The following is a 20,315-nucleotide window of genomic DNA, read 5'->3' on the forward strand; positions in this document are numbered from 1 at the left end:
TTTAAAACTAATTTTTTACTATATTGTTTATGACTTTACTAATCATCTTTATTTGTAATTCACTTAAATAAGGCCACATTGGCAGGCTAATAACTTCGCTGCTTACTAATTCAGTTACACAAAAGTCCCCTTTTGAATATTTCAAATTACTATAAGCAGGTTGTAGATGGAGGGGAATTGGGTAGTGAATTCCAGTGGTAATACCAATTTCTAATAGAGCATCTCTAATTTCATCCCTATTTTTTACTCTACATACATATAAATGGTATACATGTTTAGAATTTTTACGACAGAATGGTTTAATGATTTTATTGCTTAAATACTTGTCATATAGTTTTGCATTTCTAATTCGTAAATCGTTCCACTGATCTAGATATTTAAGTTTTATTCTTAAAACTGCAGCTTGTATTGAATCTAATCTACTATTATATCCTTCTATCTCGTGTAAATATTTATTTAGCCTACCATGATTTGAAAGTTTTTTAACTTTTTCTGCTAAATTACTGTTATTTGTAACAACTGCACCAGCGTCCCCAAAAGCCCCTAAGTTTTTGCCTGGGTAAAAAGAAAAAGTAGCTATATCTCCGTATTCGCCAGGTCCTTTTCCATTAAGCTTTGCTCCATGTGCTTGAGCTGAATCTTCTATAACTTTCAAATCAAATTCTCTAGCAATAGACATAATTTTGCTCATATCAGCCATTTGTCCATATAAATGGACAGGTATTATTGCTTTTATATTTTTATTATTTATATTTCTTTTAATATAGTTCTCTAATTTTTCACAATCCATAGTATATGTTTTTTCATCTATATCTACAAAATCTACTGAAGCTCCTACAGATGTTATGGCTTCGGCAGTTGCAATAAAAGTATTTGGTACTGTGATAACAGTATGACCTCGTCCTATGTCAAGGGCACGCAAAGCTAAAATTAAAGCGTCAGTTCCATTACTGCATCCTATAGCATATTTTACATTACAATATTTAGCAAATTCCTGTTCAAAATATTTAACTTCATCGCCGCCAATAAAGTTAGCATTATTTATTATTGTAGTAATCTTCTGAATAACTTCTTCATAAATGTCATTATTGTAACTAGATAAATCCATTAATGGTATATCCAATATTTATTCCTCCTTATATTCCTTTATATCACTAATATTACCTATGTGTTTTGCTGGATTACCTACTACAATTGAATTTTTAGGAACATTACAGGTTACAACGCTGCCAGCACCTATTAAAGCATTATTTTCAATAACAATGCCTGGTAGGATAGTTGAATTTGCTCCAATAATAGCTCTAGATTTTATTATAGGACCTAATAAGTGATCTTTTGTATTTTTGGCATTAGGATATTTCGCGTTAGTTAATACTACGTTAGGTCCAATCCAACAATCATTTTCTAAAATCGAATATTCAGGGATGAAGGCCTGAGAATGTATTCTCACGTTATTTTTTATTACAACATGGTGTTCAATGCACGAACCAGTACCTATACTGACATTATTACCAATAGTGTTATTTTCTCTTATAGTCACATTATGACCACACATGAAGTTATTACCGATAGTATTCCCTGAATATATGACTGTATGGGATCTAATAATTGCATTATTTCCTATTACAGTTTTCAATTCTCCAATTTTTTTTCCTCTAGGCGGTTCTCCGATAATAACGTATCTTCCAATTTTACAGTTATCACCAATTATAACATTAGGATATATTATACAATCATTCATTTTTTTCACCTAACTTGCAACTATATGATGATTTATTTAATTTTACTTTTTTTCCTTTTTCTGCAGATTCGTATATAGCATTTATTAGTTCAAGGGATTTTCTGCCTTCATAACCATCAATGAGTGGTTTTTCTTTATTTTGAATACAATAAATAACATGTCTTAGATATCTAATATGTCCAAAACCGTACACATCTGGAGGATTTTCATTATATTTTTCTAGTATTTTCATGTCTTCAGAGTCATTATCTTCGAACTTCCAAATTTTGATGTTATTTGCTGAAAAACCACCTATTTCTACTGTACCTTTTTCTCCTAGTATAGAAATTGAGCCTTCTATATCTGTGGGTCTGGTTGCAGTAGTTGCTTCAATAATACCAAGTGCACCATTTTCAAATTTCAAAATGGCTACACCAGTATCTTCTACTTCAATATCTGCCAGTCTAGTAGCTGTCATAGCTGATACTTCAATAGGCTTACCCATTAACCATTGTAATAAATCGATTAGATGTGATGCTTGATTTGTTAAGCATCCGCCATCCATTTTCCACGTTCCTCTCCAACTATCCATATCGTAGTACTCTTGCTTTCTAGACCATCTTAATCTAACTGTACCCATGACAAGTTTACCAAATCTACCTTCATCTATATATTTTTTTAATTGTTGTATAGGAATATTGTATCTATTTTGTTTAATTACAAATAACTTCACACCATAGTTATTGCATACATTAATCATTTCGTCGGCATCTTCCAACCTTAATGCCATGGGCTTTTCACATACAATGTGTTTTTGATATTTTTTTACGATGTCTATAGTATGCTTTGCGTGAAAGCCACTTGGAGTCAATATATTAACCACATCGACATCTTCATTTCTTAACATTTCGTCATAATCAGTATAGTAAGGCAAATGTAGCTTTTCACCATATTTTTTTGCTCTTTCTTTATTAATATCACATAAAGAAACAAGTTTTGCTTCTTCTAGTTTGCAAATAGATTCAATATGTTTATTTGCTATCCTCCCACAGCCTACAAGTGCGAATTTTATTTTTTTCATATAAATTCCTCCCAATTACATTATATTGAATTGTGCATTAATGATTGACTAAACAACTTATTATCTTTGTTTTAGATAATTTTCAATATAACTAACTATTTGCTTAGCTCGCACTACGTTAGTGTGGTTTTTATGAATAAACTTGTATCCATTGTTAGCGATACGTTCACGTTCTTTATGGTTTTCTATATAATACATTGCTTTATCATAAAAATCTGATTCATCACATGAAACAAAATTTACTTCATTTTTAAAACCTAATTCTAAGATATCTTTATTTGGCTTGGCTAATAGTAATGTTTTGCACGCTAAAGCTTCAAAAAATTTTGCTACTGGGTAATGAAATTCTCCACCACTTGTAAAGAATATTTTTGATCTATTTAATTGCTTTGCATAATTTTCGTTAACCATTAAATTTTTTGACGGTGGAGATAGGTGACCAGGATGTGGGACAAATACAAAACCTTTTTTATTAAAAAAATCTCTCAGGACTGCTTCTCTAAAGGGATAGCGTCCTTTAGGGCAATTAGTTTTTGGCTTAATACTACTTTTATTATCAACATGTACTAGTCCCATTAGAAGAAAATTTATATCTTTTTTAAGCTTATAGTCATGAAATATATCAGGATTAATGGAGAAGGGCACCCAATAGTGTTTACTTTTATATTCAGGAAATTGTTGTATGAAATTTTCCTTAGTGATAGAAAAAATCATATCTATTTTGTTACTTTCAAAATAATTGATTCTACTATTTTTCTTGTAATGAGAGTCAATGACAAAGCAGCCTTTTGGGATATTTATATTTTTTAGACCGGTTATTTTAGGAGCAAAGGTATAACCATATGCAACATCATAATGCAAAATAAAATCTGGCTTAAAATTAAGCTTTTGGAGTATATAATTGATATTTCCATGATTATGCCAATACTTTACTATCGCAAAATTTCTTAATGCTTCAATCATGTCATATTTATGTTTATGTTTTGGATATTTTTTATGAAATTTATTGATTAATATAAGAATTTTGAGTTTTTTCATTTTAACCTCCGTTCCAAATTAATAATCAATATAGGTAATTTTCAATATATCTAATAAACTGTTTTGCTCGAATTTTATTAGTATGATTGTTAAGAATGAAATTATATCCATTATCAGTAATACGATTTCGTTCTTTATTATTCGTAACATAATACATTGCTTTATCATAAAAATCATTTTCATCACACGCTACAAAATTTTTACCATCTTTAAAACCAAGTTCCAAGATGTCTTTGTTTGGTTTTGCCAGTAGTAATGTTCTACAAGCAGGAGCTTCAAAAAATTTTGCAACTGCATAATCGAAAATTCCACCACATGTAAAAAAGATCTTTGAACGATTTATTTCCTTTGAATAATTTTCATTAATTATTAGGTCTTTAGAAGGTGGTGCAAAATGTCCAGGGTGAGGGTGAAATACAAATCCTTTTTTATCTTTTAAACTATTATAAACCGCTTCTCGAAATGAATAGCGACCTTTAGGAGGTATTCTACCAGCAGACTTATTTTTATTTTCGAAATAGAATTGTCCTAAAAGGAGAAAATCGATAGTCTTATTTAATTTCCAATCTTTCATAATCTGTGTATTTATCGAATAAGGCATCCATCTAAATTTATCTTCGTAATTAGGGAAAGTTTTTAAAAATGGTTCTTTATAAGTTGAAAAGATTAGGTCGATTTTGTTGTTATCAAAATACTGTTTTCGTACTTCTTTATTATAATGAATATCTATTACATAACATCCCTTAGGTATATCAATTTTACTCAACCCAGTAATTACTGGAGCATATTTATAATTCCATGATATATCAAAGTGAAAAATAAAATCTGGCTTAAATTCGATTTTATTTAATATATCTCGAATATCGCCTGGTTTATACCAATATCTAACGGTACACATTTTCTTTAGTTCAAAAAACACATCTGATAAATACCTTTCCTTAGGCCATTTTTTAGTGAAATCATTAATTAATATTAAAATTTTAAGCTTTTCCATAATTCATCTCCTTTATAATGTGCTATCCTATAATTCAATATATGAAATAACATAAGTAGAGGTACTAAATCAAACTATTAAATAATAGAGGGAATTGCATAATTTTGACCTCGCAGTAATTATACAATTTACAGAAATATAAATAATCACATTTGTAAAAGTAATCATATTATATAGTAGAATTTAAATGCACATTTTAATGCTTGTAATCATATCAAACAATTTAAGAGGTGATAAAATGCCTTGCAAAAATAAAATAAGAAAACCAGTAAATAAATCTCTTGATAAAATAAAAAGACATAATAAAAGTATTAAGAAAAAATATAAAAGAGTTCCAAATATTAATAAAAAACGTATAGTACCGGGAGTATCTATAATAGTTGGAACTAATAAGCCAGAGTATATTAGCAATATTTTTTATAACTATGAAAGACAAAATTATAAAATGAAAGAACTTATAATTGTTTTAAACAATAATAAAATAGAACAAAATCATTTAAAAGAGATTTCAAAAAAGTATAAAAATGTAAAAGTATTTCAACTAGATGAAGAAAAAAGCGCTGGAGAGTGTTTAAATTATGCAGTAGAACAGTCTAAATATGATATTATAGCTAAATTTGACGATAATGATTATTATGCACCAAATTATTTAAAAGATTCTATTAAGTACTTTAAAAAAACAGACGCCAGTGTAATTGGTAAAGCAGTAATTTATGTATATTTTGAAGATACAAAAATATTAGCAGTAAAAAAATTAGGAGATGAAAATAATTATGTAAAATATGTACACGGACCTACAATTATTTTTAAAAGAAAAGTATTTGAAAAAGTGAAATTTAAACATTTAGATATAGGGGAAGATGGGCAATTTTGTAGAGATTGTTATGAAAATGGTTTTAAAATCTACTCTACTGACAGAAATAATTTTGTTTATTTAAGGCATAAATCCTTAGACCAACATTATTGGAAAATAAGCAATGATGAATTATTGAAAAAATGTGTTGTTATAACCAAAACTAATAACTACAGATTTTGGGAATAATCAATTCTTCAAATTATAGTATAAGGGTGATAGTATGAAAAATCCTGTAAATAAGTCTATTAAAAAGATTGTTTATAAAAAAAAAAAGAAAGCATAAGAAAAATATTATTTTAGACAAAGCAAATATCAAGATAATTATACGTATTCATTTTAATACTTTTACTAAACCTCCTTTTAGCAGAAATTGTTTATCTAAAGAATGGATTGAAAAACGTTTAAGAGTGTTTAATAAATTTACTTTACAAAGTTTAAAACTGCAAACCAATCAAAATTTTACAGCTCTTATTATATATAATGATAAATCTAAAGACATTATTGAAAGAGAATTAAAAAAATATGATAAACTGCCTAAAAATATTATTTTTGTTAGCGAAAGCAATTACAATGATAAAATAACTAAATGTATTAAAAATTATGATTACCTTTATTTAGTTAGATTGGATTCTGATGATATGTACCATAAATCTTTTATACAAAAATTATATGATTATAAGCCTAAAAAAGGAACTATAGCATTAATCAATCAAGATGGTTATATATATGATTCAATCAATAAAAGGTTAAAAAAATATCATCATTATTCTCCTCCTTTTTACACTTTGATTTATAAAGTCAAAGATTATATTAAAAAAGGTGATTATAACATACCGGGAGGACACCCAAATGTTATCAAGTTACCCCATGAAACTATTAATGGTAATAATTTTATGGTTACAATTCATTCAAAAAATACTTCAACAAAATTTAGACATAAGGATGAAAAAATTATATATGAGAAAGATTCATCTTATAAAAATATCTTGAAAGATTTTATATATATTTAGCCATAGGATGATGAAAGGAGAAAGATCGGTGAGTATAGGCAAGAAAGTTTTAGTGACAGGAGGTGCTGGATTTATTGGCTCTCATGTTTGTGAGCATTTATTAAAGAAAGGCAATAAAGTAATATGTTTAGATAATTTTACAACAGGCAGAATATACAATGTTAATAGCCTCTTAAATAATGAAAATTTTACCATAGTAAAACATGATATAGTTGATGAATATACCACGAATGTAGATGAAATTTATAATTTAGCTTGTCCAGCATCTCCTATTCAATATCAGAAAGATTCAATTAAAACTATTAAGACAAATGTAATAGGTTGTATCAATATGTTAGAATTAGCTAAAAAAAACAAAGCAAAAATACTTCAAGCTTCAACTAGCGAGATTTACGGTGATCCTCAAATTCATCCCCAAGACGAAAATTACTATGGATATGTTAATCCTATAGGATTAAGGTCTTGTTATGATGAAGGTAAACGCTGTGCTGAATCTCTTTTTTTTAGCTATCATTTCCAAAAAAGTGTAAATATCCGTGTAGTAAGGATTTTTAACACCTATGGACCTAAAATGCTAATTAATGATGGCCGGGTAGTAAGTAATTTTATAGTTCAAGCTTTAAAAGGGGAAGATATAACAGTATACGGAGATGGTCTTCAAACAAGGTCATTTTGTTATATTGATGATTTAGTAGATGGAATGATTAAGATGATGAACGCACCAGATAAAATTATAGGGCCAGTTAATCTAGGTAGTAATGAAGAATTTACAGTATTGGACTTGGCGAAAAAAATAATCCATTTAACAGGTAGTTCTTCAAAAATTGTGTTTAGGCCATTACCAAAAGATGACCCTCGAAAACGCAGACCTAATATTGAACTAGCAAAAAAAGTACTAAATTGGAAACCAAAAGTCAGTTTAGATGAAGGTTTAATGAAGACGATAAAATATTTTAAAAGCTTTTTAAATAAATCCTGCAATAATTAATATTGAGTATGTAAAAAAAGATGCAAAATTGCATCTTTTTTCCTTGCACATAAAATTTTATGAAATAATTATATTTTCATATCATCATTACTATTTTTACCAATTGAAATATAATCAAATTCTTCTTTTTCATTATTACTTAAATTAAGCATATTTCGTCCATCAATAATCATAGGAGATTTCATTAAAGATTTAACTTTTTTTAAATCTAAAGATTTAAACTCATCCCATTCAGTACAAATAATAGCACAGTCAGAATTTATTAAACTATCGTAAAGATTTTCACAATATTCTACATTAGGGAATAAGTCTTTAATCTCTATTGAGGCTTTTGGGTCATAACACTTTACTATAGCACCTTTATCTAATAATGTTTCTATGATACTTAATGAAGGAGCTTCCCGTATATCATCAGTATCTGGTTTAAAAGTAAGTCCTAGTATAGAAATTATTTTTCCTTTTATTTCATTATATTTTTCTAATAGGTATTTTATTGGTATTGTTTTTTGTATTTCATTTACTTCTATAGCACTTTTTACTATTTTAAAATCACAACCAAATTTTTCACCAGTTTTTACTAAAGCTCGGGTATCTTTTGGGAAACAAGAACCTCCAAAACCTATACCAGCTTTTAAAAAATGAGGTGATATTCTTTTATCAAATCCCATAGCATAGGATACTGTTTCAATATCAGCTCCTACTTTTGTACACAAATTTGCTAATTCATTAACGAAAGATATTTTCGTTGCTAGAAAAGCATTAGAAGCATATTTTATTAATTCTGCAGTTTCTGGTGTAGTAAAAATAATTTTACTATTGAACGGTTTATATATTTTTTTCATTATATTTTTAGCTTTCAATGAATCGTAACCAATTACTATCCTATCTGGGTTAAAAAAGTCTTCTATTGCCTTACCTTCTCTTAGAAATTCTGGATTAGAAACTACATCAAAATACTTAGAAGAAACATTATTTTTTATGAGGATATTTTTTGTTTCTTTTTGGGTTCCTACTGGTACTGTGCTTTTATTGACAATGACTTTATAGTTATTTATATAATCTGATATTTGATTTATGACTTCGTATACTTGAGTCATATCTACATCCCAATTTGTTTTTTGAGGTGTTCCGACTGCTATATATATAATGTCTGAGTTTTTGACACCTGTAGCCATATCATTTGTAAACAATATATTATTGGAAGATAAACATTCATTAAGAAGTTTACCTAAACCTTTTTCATATATAGTTGTGATACCATTATTTAACTTTTCTATCTTGCTTTTATCTTTATCTATGCATATGACTTTATTATTTTTTTTAGCTAATGACAATGAAGTAATAAGCCCTACATACCCAGCTCCTATAACACAAATATTCATTCTATCACCTTCTTTGATGTAATTAGTAACAGTTTTTTGAACAATCTGTTTTCATTACATATTATGAAATGAATTGATAATGGTGATATTATACTGAATTTGTAGTCATTAGAGATAGTTGGCTTTCTAATATATGACCATGTAAGTTAAGTTATATTAATATAATATTTCACAGATGTTGATTATTAACATATATATACAATAGAGGAAATTGCATAATAAAATAATTTAAAAAATTTATAATTTGCAAAATTTTGACCTTATAGTAATTATGCAATTTTCTCAATAAGCAGAATAACAAAGAAATTATAAATTAAGAGTGGTGAGTTTATGCATAAAAAGCCTGTCAATAAATCCTTTGAAAAATTAATATTAAAAAATATAAAAAAAAGAAATCATGTAAAACACATGACTAATAAAGTAATTAAAGATATTTCAGATAAAAGTACTCAGCTACCAAGAGTATCTATAGTTGTTTGCACAATGCGTCCTCAATATATGAATAATGTTTTTTCAAATTATAGTAGGCAAATATATGACAATAAGGAAATGATTATAGTATTAAATAATAATAAAATGAATTTAAAAAAATGGAAGGAAAAAGCTAAGCAATATAAAAATGTGAGAGTATTTCAGCTTGACGAAAAAATAACATTAGGCAATTGCTTAAATTTTGGAATAGATCAGACGAAGTATGAAATTATTGCTAAATTTGATGATGATGACTATTACGGACCAAAATATTTATTAGATTCTGTTAAAGCTTTTAAAAATGTTGATGCTGGTGTAGTAGGTAAAGCCGCATCTTATGTTTATTTTGAAAAAAGTAAAACATTGGCTATTAGGTTTCCAAACAGGGAAAATAGATATGTAAAACATATGGATGGCCCAACGATGTTAATTAAAAGAGAGGTATTAACTAAGGTTAGGTTTGCCAACATACCTAGAGGAGTAGATACACGATTTTCCAAAGATTGTGTAAAAAAGGGTATTAAAATATATTCCATTAATAGATTTCACCATGTATATATTAGACATAAATCGGTTGAAAGTCATACATGGAAAATAAGTGATAAAAAGTTATTAACTCATTGTAGAATTATACGGAGGAATGTAAAGGATTACACTAAATATGTTGATATTTAAAAACAGTAAAATACTATAAAATTAAAATTGGTAAGACCATATTATTTCTGTAGATAACATATAAAATAATATTATTTTAATACTGAACATTGGGGAGATTAAATTGGTTAAAAAAAGGATTAATAAATTTATTTATAAATTAAATAATTATAAGATTAGGAATTATTCGTCAACTAATAAAAGTCGTTTTAACGGTAAAAAAGGCGTTTCAATACTTACTGTTACCAACAATAACATTTATATTGATAACATTATCGAAAACTATAATAATCAGGATTTTGAGCCAAAAGAATTAATAATTATTTTAAATAATAATAATTTGAACCTTAATGAATTTAAAACGAAAATAAAAATAAGTAAAAATATTCGAGTATATAAAGTTGATGAAAGAGTTTCTTTAGGAGAATGTATAAATTATGGCATTAATAAGTCAAAATACGATATTATTGCTAAATTTGATGATGATGATTATTATGCACCTAAATATATTTCTGATTCGATAAAAGCATTTGACTATACAGAGGCAGAATTAATTGGAAAAAGGTCACATTTAATTTATTTTGAAGAAAGTAAAATTTTAGCAATTAGAAATCCAAACCATGAAAATTGTTATGACGTATTTGTCAATGGGTCAACTATGATATTTAAGAAAGAAATCATTAAGAAAGTAAAATTTGCAAATATATCAATAGCTGAAGATACTAGGTTTTGCAATGATTGTGTTAAAAGAGGAATCAAAATATATTCAACTAGTAGGTATAATCATGTTTATATTCGTCATATTTCAAAAAATAATCATACTTGGAAGATAAGTGATGAAAAATTATTAAAGAACTCATGTAAAGTTATTGGAAAAGTCGATAATTATAAATTATATGCAATAAATTCCCATAATTAATCTTGTGAATTATTATTTTTCAATCATAGATATACATTCTTGTAAATTTTCTACCTTTTTTATTATTTTACACAATTTTTTATAATATTGGTCACTTATTCCCCATGTATGTCCTTTTCCTTCATTGTGCCTTATATAAATATAATCTGATCTGTCTGTTGAGAATAGCTTAATGCCATTGCGAATACAATCTTTACAAAATTGCACGTCTTCACCTAGGTTTTTGTTTCTGAATTTTACTTTTTCAAAGACACCTTTTTTTATAATTAATGTTGGCCCTTCAAGCCTATAGACATAACGATTTTCTTTATTTAAATTTCTGATTGCTAGATGTTTACTTTTTTCGAAATAAACATAAGTCGTGGATTTACCGATCACTTGAGCATCTGTATAATTAAATGCATTAATGGAATTTTTGAGATAATTATTACTATAGTAGTCATCATCATCAAATTTTGCAATTATATTAAAGTTTGACATTGAAACTCCATAGTTTAGGCAGTCTCCTAACGATATATTTTCATCTAATTGAAATACTTTTATATTTTCATGATGTTTTGTAAGGTTGTTTATTTTTTTTATACAAAAATCATTGTTATTTAATATCAAAATCAACTCTTTCTTAAGAATACTTTGCCTATTATAGTTCATTAAGATATTATTTATATGATTTAGTCTATTTGTGCATGTTATTATTGATATTCCTATTTTATTTAAGTCAGAAAGGCAATCAATTTGCATTTTTGGCTTTTTGGGTTGTATAGAAATATTTTTATTTACAGGATTATTAATATACAGTTTATTGATATGGTATTTTACTTTCATTTTGCTACCACCTTCCTTTTTACTATTATATGAGTTGCAATTATTTTTGACATAATCATTAAAATCTTAGACTAAATTAATCTTAAGACTTAAAATATTTTACTATGCAAATTCCTCAAGTAACAAAATTTTATAAATATGAATATTATAAAAAGTAAGTCTAGTTGTATAGAATATGGGGGGATAATTGTGAATAGTAAGTACTTCAATAATAATAAGTACTACATTGCTGTTTTTAAATCTAAGAATTATGCAATAAAAACATATTATCATATTGAGAGAAAAGGGAATAAAAAATTCCAGCTAATATCTACACCATGTCAGATACAAGCTGGATGCAGCTATTCGCTAAAATTTAATGATATTAAAGATTACGAGATATTAAAAAAAATAGAAAAAAACGTAGATACTTATATAAATAATATATATCTAATTGAGAGGAAAGGAGGAAGAAAATTTATTACTTTAGTTAAATAGATTACTTTAATAAACTAATAATTCTTTTAAGTAAAGATTTATTTTTTTCATTTTCTATTAAGGTATTTAATTGATCAATTTGAGTTAAAATTTGTTTTGTATCAATAATGTTATTATTGTAATTTTCTTTTAAGTAATTTATTATATTATCTATTTGTTTTATGTAATCAATATAATTTTTAATGAGGACCTCTATTTTTTCTATATTTTTTAATACTTGTTCAGATATATTTTTATTATATTTTATATTTTCGTCAAGTAACTTAGCGTTTCGATTTATGATGGAATTAATTTCTTTTTTTAGAATATCAGGTTTAACATGTATGATTAAGTTATTTATTTCCTTGTTTGTTTTTTGTATAAACTTAATTATTTCTTCATTATTAAATTCAGTATTTTTTGAGGTGCTGTTATTTTTAGTTAATGTCTGGTTTGAAGCATTTGTTTTACTTATTTTAGAGCCAAAGTCATTATTATTACTTAGTCCGAATAATTGGACTTTGTCAGTAATTAGGGCATAAATTCTATTTATTTTAGTATTAAATGATCTATTGTTGCTCAAATAAGTAATTGGAAATATATCATTGGGACAATTTAATGAGTCACCTAAATTCCAAGTATATCCATAGTCTTGAGAATACAAAATTTTTATTAAATTATGTGACTTGTAAATAATTTTTAGTATTCCTTTTTCTTCAAACATAATTGGATAAAAGAAATTATTATCATTTATGGGAAGTTGCTTTGATTTCCAATTCCGTTGGAATTTTCCTAAAGTTAAAGATTGCCTGTACTGAATTACAGAATGGTTGTTTTTGGGAGTAGAGCACCAAATTACGTGTACATTGTCTTTGGAATCGATGAATAAACATGATTGATTGCAATCAAATAAACCTTCTGAAAGCTTATGAGGAGATTTATTCCATTTATGCAAAAATGGTGTATAAGACATATAATAAACATTTTGGTTATTTTTTTCTAAGGCTTCATATATTAGGTGAATATTATCTAAATTATCGAAAGAAACATGAAATGGTTGCATATTTTCACTAGAAGATATACTAATTACTGTGTTTTTTTCCCATTTTCCTTCCTCTCCAATGATATGTTGAATAGTCCAAATTTTAGAATTTATATAATTTTTATAGGAATAGAAGATATGGATAGAATTTTTTCGTGTTATTAGTTTAAGATTTGAATAAATATTTGAACGTAAATCAAGTTTGGTAATAATATTCGAGGAAATATTTTTATTATTTATTTTGCTGTATTTTAATTCACCATATTTATTTAAATATAGTAAGTAGATTGCATTTGTATTACCAAGATTAGCTGAAAAATCAATAACTGGTTCATCGATGAGTATTTTTGATTCTATTAATATATTAGATTTGTTAAATTTATCTAATAAAATATAGTTTTTATCATCTAAATGAATGTAGAGAAAATAGTTTTCTGATGTTTTTATTAAATATTTTGAAAATAATTCATTAGACATTTAAACACCCCCAAAAAATTTAAAAAAGTAATCACCAATACTTTTATATTTCATAATATGAAAGTAAAGGTGAAATTATTAAATTCTTAAGCAAGAAGGAGTGAAAATATATGAATAATGGCTTTGACCCTAGCCCAGGCGAACCTTTAATGGAAGATGATTTGAACTATATTACTGAAACGGTTTGCATAATTACTGACAAAGTTTACGCTCATTGCCAGCAGAGAGAGTGCTTCCCTAGTTTTGATGTAGATCTAGAAAATGGAGAATACGATAGTATTAAATTTGGCTCGGGCTTTATAGTACCTGGAACACTTATAACAAATGATATAGAAAATAGACCAAACTTTAGAAGAGTAAGATTTACTTTGAAAATTCCATTTGTAATAACAAGGAAGGATGGAAGTACATTAGAAGGATTTTTACCAGATATATTTAAGGATATAGTATTATTTATTCCAGATGCGAGAGATGAATTTGACTTTAGAATTGTTGTTGAAACAAGTTCTAAATTATTAACTACTCCAGTTCAAAGTGGCACTACTTTGACTATTGCTGTTGGCGTATTTGTAATTGTTAAAGTGGTTGGAAGAGTTCAGTTATTAATTCCAGCATTTGGTTTCTGCCCAGAACCACCAGAATGTGAAGAATTCAACCCTGACGAAGATATTTGTGAGAGATTTGAATATGAAGAATTCCCTGATTTCTTTCCACCACAATTTGAAGACTTATATCCTGATGTGTAAAAACACCAAAACACCAAAAAGGAGAAAAGCCGATATCGGCTTTTCTCCTTTTTGGTGTTTTAATTACCTATAAATACTTCTGTATAATAGTTTCCTACAATACCTATGCCAATTTCATTATAGTTTTTATTAAGTACATTTGCTCTATGACCACTTGAGTTCATAAACCCGCTATGTGCACTGTAAATACTGTATGTTCTAGCGATATTTTCGCCAAAATATTTATAAGAAATGTTTTCTGATTTAAGGAGACTAGACGTTTTACCAAAGTTTGGTGAAGTATGTGAAAAATAGTTGTTATCATACATATCTTTAGATTTTTGTTGAGCTATTTCACATAATTCAGTATTTAATTTTAATTTAGATAAACCAGCCTTTTCTCGCTCATTGTTTATAAGGTTAAGTAATTTTTTTTGCTTTTGTAAAGTATCTTCTTGAGATACTGTTATAGTGGTATTATTTTGAGTAGTATCATTCTTTGAACTCTCTGGTAGAATATAAGAATTATCGTAATCATTTTTATATTCATCTAAAATAACATTAGATTTACTTGATGAAATTTCTTGATTTGCTGTTGGTTCCTCAACTGTTGTTGATTCTTGAATATTTGTTTTATAAGTATTTCTACCTAGACTATATCCATAATTATAGTAATATTTTGGATTATCAATGACAATATCTGCAAAAGATATGGTAGATGTAGTCATAAAAACAAATATTGAAGTAATTACCGCAACTGACTTTCTCTTCATATAAGACATTACCTCCTTGATAATTAATTTTAACTTGTTATTTACTCAATATATTAATAATTTGAGATTTTTTATATAAATCCTTTATGTAAATTGTGGTGATACTAGATATTAATAAATTGTTATGGCATTATTTAGAAGAGAAAAATACTTATAAAAAAATTAGTTCTTTAATGTTGACAAAAATACTAGGGTATATTATACTTAAAAAAGAATACCAAGTAAAATACTTGGGATTAAAAGAGGTGATTTAATGAAACTTTCAACTAAGGGAAGATATGGCTTGAAAGCTATGTTTGAACTTGCTCTGCATTATGGAGAAGGACCGATACCTTTAAAAAATATTGCTGAACAACAATTAATACCTGAAAATTACTTAGAACAGTTAATCTCAGTATTAAGAAAAGAGAAAATGGTAGAAAGTGTTAGAGGGGCTCAAGGTGGATATATGTTAGCAAAGGAGCCAGATGAAATTACTGTAGGCAAGATATTAAGAACCTTAGAAGGAACTATAGCTCCAGCTGAATGTGTAATAGATAATGATAAGTCTTATTGTAGTAGAGATGAATATTGTGTTACCAAGACTGTATGGGAGAGAATAAGAGATAGTATTAATAATGTTGTTGATTCAATAACTTTAAAAGATATGGTTGATGACCACAATAAAATAATACAGAAAAAAGTTAAAAATTTTAGCAAATAAAGTTTTAATTACTTATTATTAAATTAATTATAAATTACGGTTACTTATTCTAATTTAAATGTTTAGGAGGAAATTTTATGGATAGAAAGATAATATACATGGACAATTCTGCTACTACTCCTGTAAAAAAAGAAGTATTAGATGCTATGCTCCCTTATTATACTGAAAAATACGGCAATCCATCTAGTATATATAGTATTGGACAAGAGTCTAAAGCTGCTATTATTAAGGCTAGAGAAAGTGTTGCAAATATAATTGGAGCAAAAAAAGATGAAATATTTTTTACTAGTGGTGGTTCTGAAGCTGATAACTGGGCTATTAAATCTGTAGCACTAGCTAATAAAGATAAAGGTAATCATATTATAACTAGTAAGATTGAGCACCATGCTGTACTTCATGCTTGTCAATATTTACAAAAACACGGTTTTGAAGTTACTTATCTTGATGTTGATAAATACGGTGTAGTTGATTTAGACCAATTGAGAGATTCTATAACTGATAAAACTATACTTATTTCAATTATGTTTGCTAACAATGAAATTGGTACAATACAGCCAATTAAGGAAATTGGTGAAATAGCAAGAGAACATAATATTTATTTCCATACTGATGCTGTTCAGGCTATGGGCAATATAAAAATTGACGTTAATGATTTAAATATTGACTTATTATCAATGTCAGCTCATAAATTTTATGGACCTAAAGGAATTGGGGCACTGTATGTGAGAAAAGGTGTTAAAATAGATTCGTTTATTCATGGAGGTGCTCAAGAAGCAAACAAGAGAGCAGGTACAGAAAATACTGCTAGTATTGTTGGATTAAGTACTGCATTAGAACTAGCTTATAAGAATTTAGATGAACACAATAAAAAATTAACTAAATTACGTGAGAGATTAATAAATGGGGTTATGAACAAAATTGACTATGTAATATTAAATGGTCATCCGGTAAAAAGATTGCCTGGTAATGTAAATTTTTGCTTTAGATTTATCGAAGGAGAATCACTATTATTGAGTCTTGATATGGAGGGAATTTGTGCTTCAAGCGGTTCTGCTTGCACTTCAGGGTCGTTAGATCCTTCTCATGTATTATTATCTATAGGACTTCCACATGAGATAGCTCATGGTTCTTTAAGATTGACATTAGGAGATTTTAATACTGAGGAAGAAGTTGATTTTGTAGTTGAAAAATTGGTAGAAATAGTTGATAGATTAAGACAAATGTCACCATTATACGAAAATATTAGGGGGTAAAATTATGTATTCAGAAAAAGTTTTAGACCACTTTAGAAATCCTAGAAATGTAGGAGAAATTAAAGATGCAGATGGTATAGGTGAAGTTGGCAATCCAAAATGTGGGGATATAATGAAAATGTATTTGAAGATAAAGGATGGGATAATAGTTGATGTAAAATTTAAAACTTTTGGATGTGGGTCTGCAATAGCTTCATCCAGTATGGCAACGGAAATGATAAAAGGGAAAACAATAGAAGAAGCAATGAAACTAACTAATAAAGCTGTTGCTGAAGCACTAGACGGTTTACCACCAGTTAAAATGCATTGTTCTGTATTAGCTGAACAAGCTGTTAAAGCAGCACTACTAGATTATTCAAAAAAGAATAATGTAAAAATCAAAGGATTAGAAGACTTTGATCCTGATAAAGATGTTCATGAACACTAATTAAACAAATTTATAAAACTTTATAATAAAATATATTATAAGAAACAAGTTAAAATAAATTTTATTAATAAATATTCATTAAAGGCCAATTATTTAGAAATTTTTCTAAGTAATTGGCCTTTTTCCAATATAAGATTAAATTACATTAGAATATATAATCCAAATATAAGCCAATAATAATTATAGAAGCATATTTGGGAGATGAATTATTATGATTAAAGAAAGTGAAATTCTTGGACTTTCTGTAATAATACAACGTAGTGGTGAAAAAATAGGTAATGTAAAAAAAGTTATATATTCAAAAAACAGAAGCAAAGTATTAGCACTATTGATAAATGAGGGAGGATATTTTAGAGAGTCAAAAATTATAAGGTATAAAAATATTAGGTCAATAGGACAAGATACTGTAATAATAGAAAGTGAAAAATCAATTGAAATTGCTAGCACTATTCCTCAAATAGCTGAAGCATTAACTAACAAAACCCAAATAAACAATTATGAGATAATTTTTGATAATGGTGAAGCATTAGGCTATATCAAAGATATTATTATTAATGAAAAAAATGGAAAAGTTATAGGATTTATTGTAACGGAAGGATTTGTTGAAGATTTGAGAAAAGGAAGAAGTATTTTACCAAGAATGGAAGGTATTAGTTACAGTGAAAATAAAATAATAGTAGATAGTAAAATTAAGGAAATACTTGATAAATGTGAAGATGATTACAAAAAACTGATAGAATTACAAATGTAAAAAAGCTGCAAACTAAATGTGAAAACATGTTATTGAGGAGGGAAACAGATGAAGATGAAACGTTCAGTTTTAGGAGCAACGATGATTAGTAGTATAATAGGTGTTAGTGCAGGTATGTATGCTATGTCAAGAATGAGTAGTAGGCAAAGAAGAAAGGTCATGAAAGTAGGTAAAAGAGTTATGTCCAGTGTGATGGATAGGATGAGTATGTTTTAATAGGCAGCATATGCTGCCTATTAAAACATAATAAGGGGATTTTATATGGATAGATTTTTATTGATATTATCAAGTATTAATACTTTTTTCATAATATTAATTGTGCTTATAATTTTATATTATTATATAGGTATTGTAGGTAGTAATTTTACTAAAGATAAGCTGATTGTATTAAAAAAGAAGGTTAAGTATCGTTTTTGGATTGTATTAATAATATTTATAATTATTTTATTTATTGTTAAATATCATTTAATAGTTAAAAGGGTATTTTTTATTCTTTTGTTTTCGATAATATTTGCTTATTTACTAAATCCATTGGTAAATATAGTTGAAAAAAAAAGTATTAAAAGAGTTTGGGCAGTATTAGTTGTTTACTTAACAATTTTTTTTACATTATCAATTATATTCATATCTATAATTCCTAAAATTGTAGAGGAATTTAAAAGCTTAATGCAAATATTACCATCTTATATTAACCAAATTTATAGTATATTTAATGAAAATTATATAAAATATACAAAAAATATAAATAACTTGCCTATAGAATTATTAGGAATTAAAGACGCTGTTATAGAAAACTTATTAAAAATACAAAATGTTATTGTAAATAGTACAAAGCAATTTACTAATTCAATAATTAGTGGATTTTCTAAGATAGTTACTTTTGTTTTAGTTCCAATTTTAGCATTTTATTTTTTAAAAGATAAGGAACTTTTTAGTAAAAAGTTATGCTTGTCAATACCTAAGGAATATAGAAGGGATGTTATTAAGATTTCTAGAGAAATAGATTTTGTACTTGGTAAATTTATAAGAGGACAACTTATAGTTGCTACATTCGTTGGAGTAGCAACATCAATTAGTCTTATGATTTTAAGGATAGATTTTGCATTAATAATTGGATTAATAGCAGGCTTAGGGGATATAATACCATATTTTGGACCTATAATAGGGATAATACCAGCAATACTATTTGCATTACTTGACAGTCCAGGTAAAGCTATATGGGTTATTATAATATTTACTATTATTCAGCAAATCGAAGGTAATATAGTGTCTCCTAAAATAGTAGGAGAAAGTGTTGGAATTCATCCAGTTATAATTATAATTATATTATTAATAGGCGGAAGTCTTTTTGGAATATTAGGAATGCTTTTAGCTGTACCATTTGCTGCTATAATGAAAGTTATAGTATCTTTTATAATTGAAAAAATTACTGATAATATGAGACATGGATAAGTTGACAAATTTAAGCTTTTTCATTATAATCCAATTGTATAGTAATTTTATTTTTAAATATAATTTTTAAATATAGTATAGCTTCAAACAAATACTTTTTATGTTATTATTTTACTTATTAATTTAATATACATAACGACTATGATGGGGAAGAGTAGATATATTTATTCTTAAAGAGAGAATGTCCATGGCTGGAAGACATTTAGGTAGATATATTGAAGCAGCCCTTAAGTTGAAATCTTGAAATAATAGTAGGGATTTTCGGAATAACCGTTATATTTTTAAGAGACTTTTAAGTAAGTAGGGTGGTACCGCGGG

At 26.9% G+C, this 20,315-nt stretch carries 22 protein-coding genes and 1 other annotated feature (1 of these 23 running past the window's edge); of the genes, 13 read left to right on the top strand and 9 right to left on the bottom strand.

Annotated features, from left to right (window positions below; all coding sequences use genetic code 11):
• Positions 1-7: 7 nt before the first annotated feature.
• Genes ACZ41D_RS07680 through ACZ41D_RS07700 form a run of 5 tightly spaced genes read right to left on the bottom strand, consistent with a single transcriptional unit; the run spans position 8 to position 4,833 of the window.
• Positions 8-1,123, bottom strand: coding sequence for a DegT/DnrJ/EryC1/StrS family aminotransferase (locus ACZ41D_RS07680; RefSeq protein ID WP_464150850.1), 1,116 nt, complete (start codon positions 1,121-1,123; stop codon positions 8-10).
• Positions 1,124-1,126: 3 nt separating this feature from the next.
• Entirely contained in the window at positions 1,127-1,741 is a 615-nt protein-coding gene (locus tag ACZ41D_RS07685) for a DapH/DapD/GlmU-related protein (protein WP_464150851.1), read from the bottom strand.
• Positions 1,734-2,801, bottom strand: coding sequence for a Gfo/Idh/MocA family protein (locus ACZ41D_RS07690; protein ID WP_464150852.1), 1,068 nt, complete (start codon positions 2,799-2,801; stop codon positions 1,734-1,736). Before ACZ41D_RS07690 ends, ACZ41D_RS07685 begins: the two co-directional genes overlap by 8 nt.
• 60 nt (positions 2,802-2,861) lie before the next feature.
• Positions 2,862-3,839, bottom strand: a complete 978-nt coding sequence (locus tag ACZ41D_RS07695; RefSeq protein ID WP_464150853.1) for a glycosyltransferase family protein — start codon at positions 3,837-3,839, stop codon at positions 2,862-2,864.
• 25 nt (positions 3,840-3,864) lie between these two features.
• Positions 3,865-4,833: a glycosyltransferase family protein gene (locus ACZ41D_RS07700; protein WP_464150855.1), complete on the bottom strand. Its 969-nt coding sequence runs from the start codon at positions 4,831-4,833 to the stop codon at positions 3,865-3,867.
• A 238-nt stretch (positions 4,834-5,071) separates the two neighbouring features.
• On the opposite strand from ACZ41D_RS07700, the gene ACZ41D_RS07705 reads away from it, so the two are divergent.
• The 3 genes from ACZ41D_RS07705 (at position 5,072) to ACZ41D_RS07715 (ending at position 7,687) form a co-directional block, all read left to right on the top strand.
• Positions 5,072-5,875, top strand: coding sequence for a glycosyltransferase family 2 protein (locus tag ACZ41D_RS07705; RefSeq protein ID WP_464150856.1), 804 nt, complete (start codon positions 5,072-5,074; stop codon positions 5,873-5,875).
• Between the two features lie 68 nt (positions 5,876-5,943).
• A complete protein-coding gene (locus tag ACZ41D_RS07710; protein WP_464150857.1) occupies positions 5,944-6,699 on the top strand; it encodes a glycosyltransferase family A protein in 756 nt (251 codons plus the stop codon).
• Positions 6,700-6,727: 28 nt separating this feature from the next.
• Entirely contained in the window at positions 6,728-7,687 is a 960-nt protein-coding gene (locus ACZ41D_RS07715; RefSeq protein ID WP_464150858.1) for a UDP-glucuronic acid decarboxylase family protein, read from the top strand.
• Positions 7,688-7,755: 68 nt separating this feature from the next.
• Here the strand turns inward: ACZ41D_RS07715 and ACZ41D_RS07720 are convergent, their stop codons facing one another.
• Complete coding sequence (locus tag ACZ41D_RS07720) at positions 7,756-9,069, bottom strand: UDP-glucose dehydrogenase family protein (RefSeq protein ID WP_464150859.1); 1,314 nt, start codon at positions 9,067-9,069, stop codon at positions 7,756-7,758.
• A gap of 330 nt (positions 9,070-9,399) precedes the next feature.
• On the opposite strand from ACZ41D_RS07720, the gene ACZ41D_RS07725 reads away from it, so the two are divergent.
• Both ACZ41D_RS07725 and ACZ41D_RS07730 read left to right on the top strand, forming a co-directional pair.
• The gene (locus ACZ41D_RS07725; RefSeq protein ID WP_464150860.1) at positions 9,400-10,215 is read left to right on the top strand and encodes a glycosyltransferase family 2 protein; all 816 of its coding nucleotides are present in this window, start codon (positions 9,400-9,402) and stop codon (positions 10,213-10,215) included.
• A 103-nt stretch (positions 10,216-10,318) separates the two neighbouring features.
• Positions 10,319-11,113 carry a glycosyltransferase family 2 protein gene (locus tag ACZ41D_RS07730; protein WP_464150861.1) on the top strand — a complete coding sequence of 265 codons (795 nt, stop codon included), beginning with the start codon at positions 10,319-10,321 and terminating at the stop codon, positions 11,111-11,113.
• 12 nt (positions 11,114-11,125) lie between these two features.
• Here the strand turns inward: ACZ41D_RS07730 and ACZ41D_RS07735 are convergent, their stop codons facing one another.
• Positions 11,126-11,938 (bottom strand): glycosyltransferase family 2 protein, encoded by an 813-nt coding sequence (locus ACZ41D_RS07735; RefSeq protein ID WP_464150862.1) that lies wholly within the window; start codon positions 11,936-11,938, stop codon positions 11,126-11,128.
• A gap of 189 nt (positions 11,939-12,127) precedes the next feature.
• Here ACZ41D_RS07735 and ACZ41D_RS07740 point away from each other — a divergent pair, with 189 nt between their 5' ends.
• Positions 12,128-12,415: a putative Se/S carrier protein gene (locus ACZ41D_RS07740; protein WP_464150863.1), complete on the top strand. Its 288-nt coding sequence runs from the start codon at positions 12,128-12,130 to the stop codon at positions 12,413-12,415.
• Between the two features lies 1 nt (position 12,416).
• Here the strand turns inward: ACZ41D_RS07740 and ACZ41D_RS07745 are convergent, their stop codons facing one another.
• Positions 12,417-13,913 (bottom strand): hypothetical protein, encoded by a 1,497-nt coding sequence (locus ACZ41D_RS07745; RefSeq protein WP_464150864.1) that lies wholly within the window; start codon positions 13,911-13,913, stop codon positions 12,417-12,419.
• Positions 13,914-14,023: 110 nt separating this feature from the next.
• Between ACZ41D_RS07745 and ACZ41D_RS07750 the strand changes: the two genes are divergently transcribed.
• Complete coding sequence (locus ACZ41D_RS07750; RefSeq protein ID WP_464150865.1) at positions 14,024-14,659, top strand: hypothetical protein; 636 nt, start codon at positions 14,024-14,026, stop codon at positions 14,657-14,659.
• A 59-nt stretch (positions 14,660-14,718) separates the two neighbouring features.
• Here ACZ41D_RS07750 and ACZ41D_RS07755 read toward each other — a convergent pair whose 3' ends face one another.
• Positions 14,719-15,411: a CAP domain-containing protein gene (locus ACZ41D_RS07755; protein WP_464150866.1), complete on the bottom strand. Its 693-nt coding sequence runs from the start codon at positions 15,409-15,411 to the stop codon at positions 14,719-14,721.
• A gap of 253 nt (positions 15,412-15,664) precedes the next feature.
• Here ACZ41D_RS07755 and ACZ41D_RS07760 point away from each other — a divergent pair, with 253 nt between their 5' ends.
• The 6 genes from ACZ41D_RS07760 to ACZ41D_RS07785 all read left to right on the top strand — a co-directional run bounded on the left by ACZ41D_RS07760 (position 15,665) and on the right by ACZ41D_RS07785 (position 19,997).
• A complete protein-coding gene (locus ACZ41D_RS07760; protein ID WP_464150867.1) occupies positions 15,665-16,114 on the top strand; it encodes an RrF2 family transcriptional regulator in 450 nt (149 codons plus the stop codon).
• Positions 16,115-16,191: 77 nt separating this feature from the next.
• The gene (gene nifS, locus ACZ41D_RS07765) at positions 16,192-17,367 is read left to right on the top strand and encodes a cysteine desulfurase NifS (protein WP_464150868.1); all 1,176 of its coding nucleotides are present in this window, start codon (positions 16,192-16,194) and stop codon (positions 17,365-17,367) included.
• Positions 17,368-17,371: 4 nt separating this feature from the next.
• A complete protein-coding gene (nifU, locus tag ACZ41D_RS07770) occupies positions 17,372-17,794 on the top strand; it encodes a Fe-S cluster assembly scaffold protein NifU (RefSeq protein ID WP_464150869.1) in 423 nt (140 codons plus the stop codon).
• 211 nt (positions 17,795-18,005) lie between these two features.
• Positions 18,006-18,545 carry a PRC-barrel domain-containing protein gene (locus tag ACZ41D_RS07775; RefSeq protein ID WP_464150870.1) on the top strand — a complete coding sequence of 180 codons (540 nt, stop codon included), beginning with the start codon at positions 18,006-18,008 and terminating at the stop codon, positions 18,543-18,545.
• Positions 18,546-18,593: 48 nt separating this feature from the next.
• Entirely contained in the window at positions 18,594-18,761 is a 168-nt protein-coding gene (locus ACZ41D_RS07780; protein ID WP_464150871.1) for a hypothetical protein, read from the top strand.
• Positions 18,762-18,806: 45 nt separating this feature from the next.
• Positions 18,807-19,997: an AI-2E family transporter gene (locus ACZ41D_RS07785; protein ID WP_464150872.1), complete on the top strand. Its 1,191-nt coding sequence runs from the start codon at positions 18,807-18,809 to the stop codon at positions 19,995-19,997.
• 132 nt (positions 19,998-20,129) lie between these two features.
• Positions 20,130-20,315 (top strand) — a binding site (T-box leader) (it continues 16 nt past the right edge of the window).

This window comes from Brassicibacter thermophilus (genome assembly GCF_055378355.1).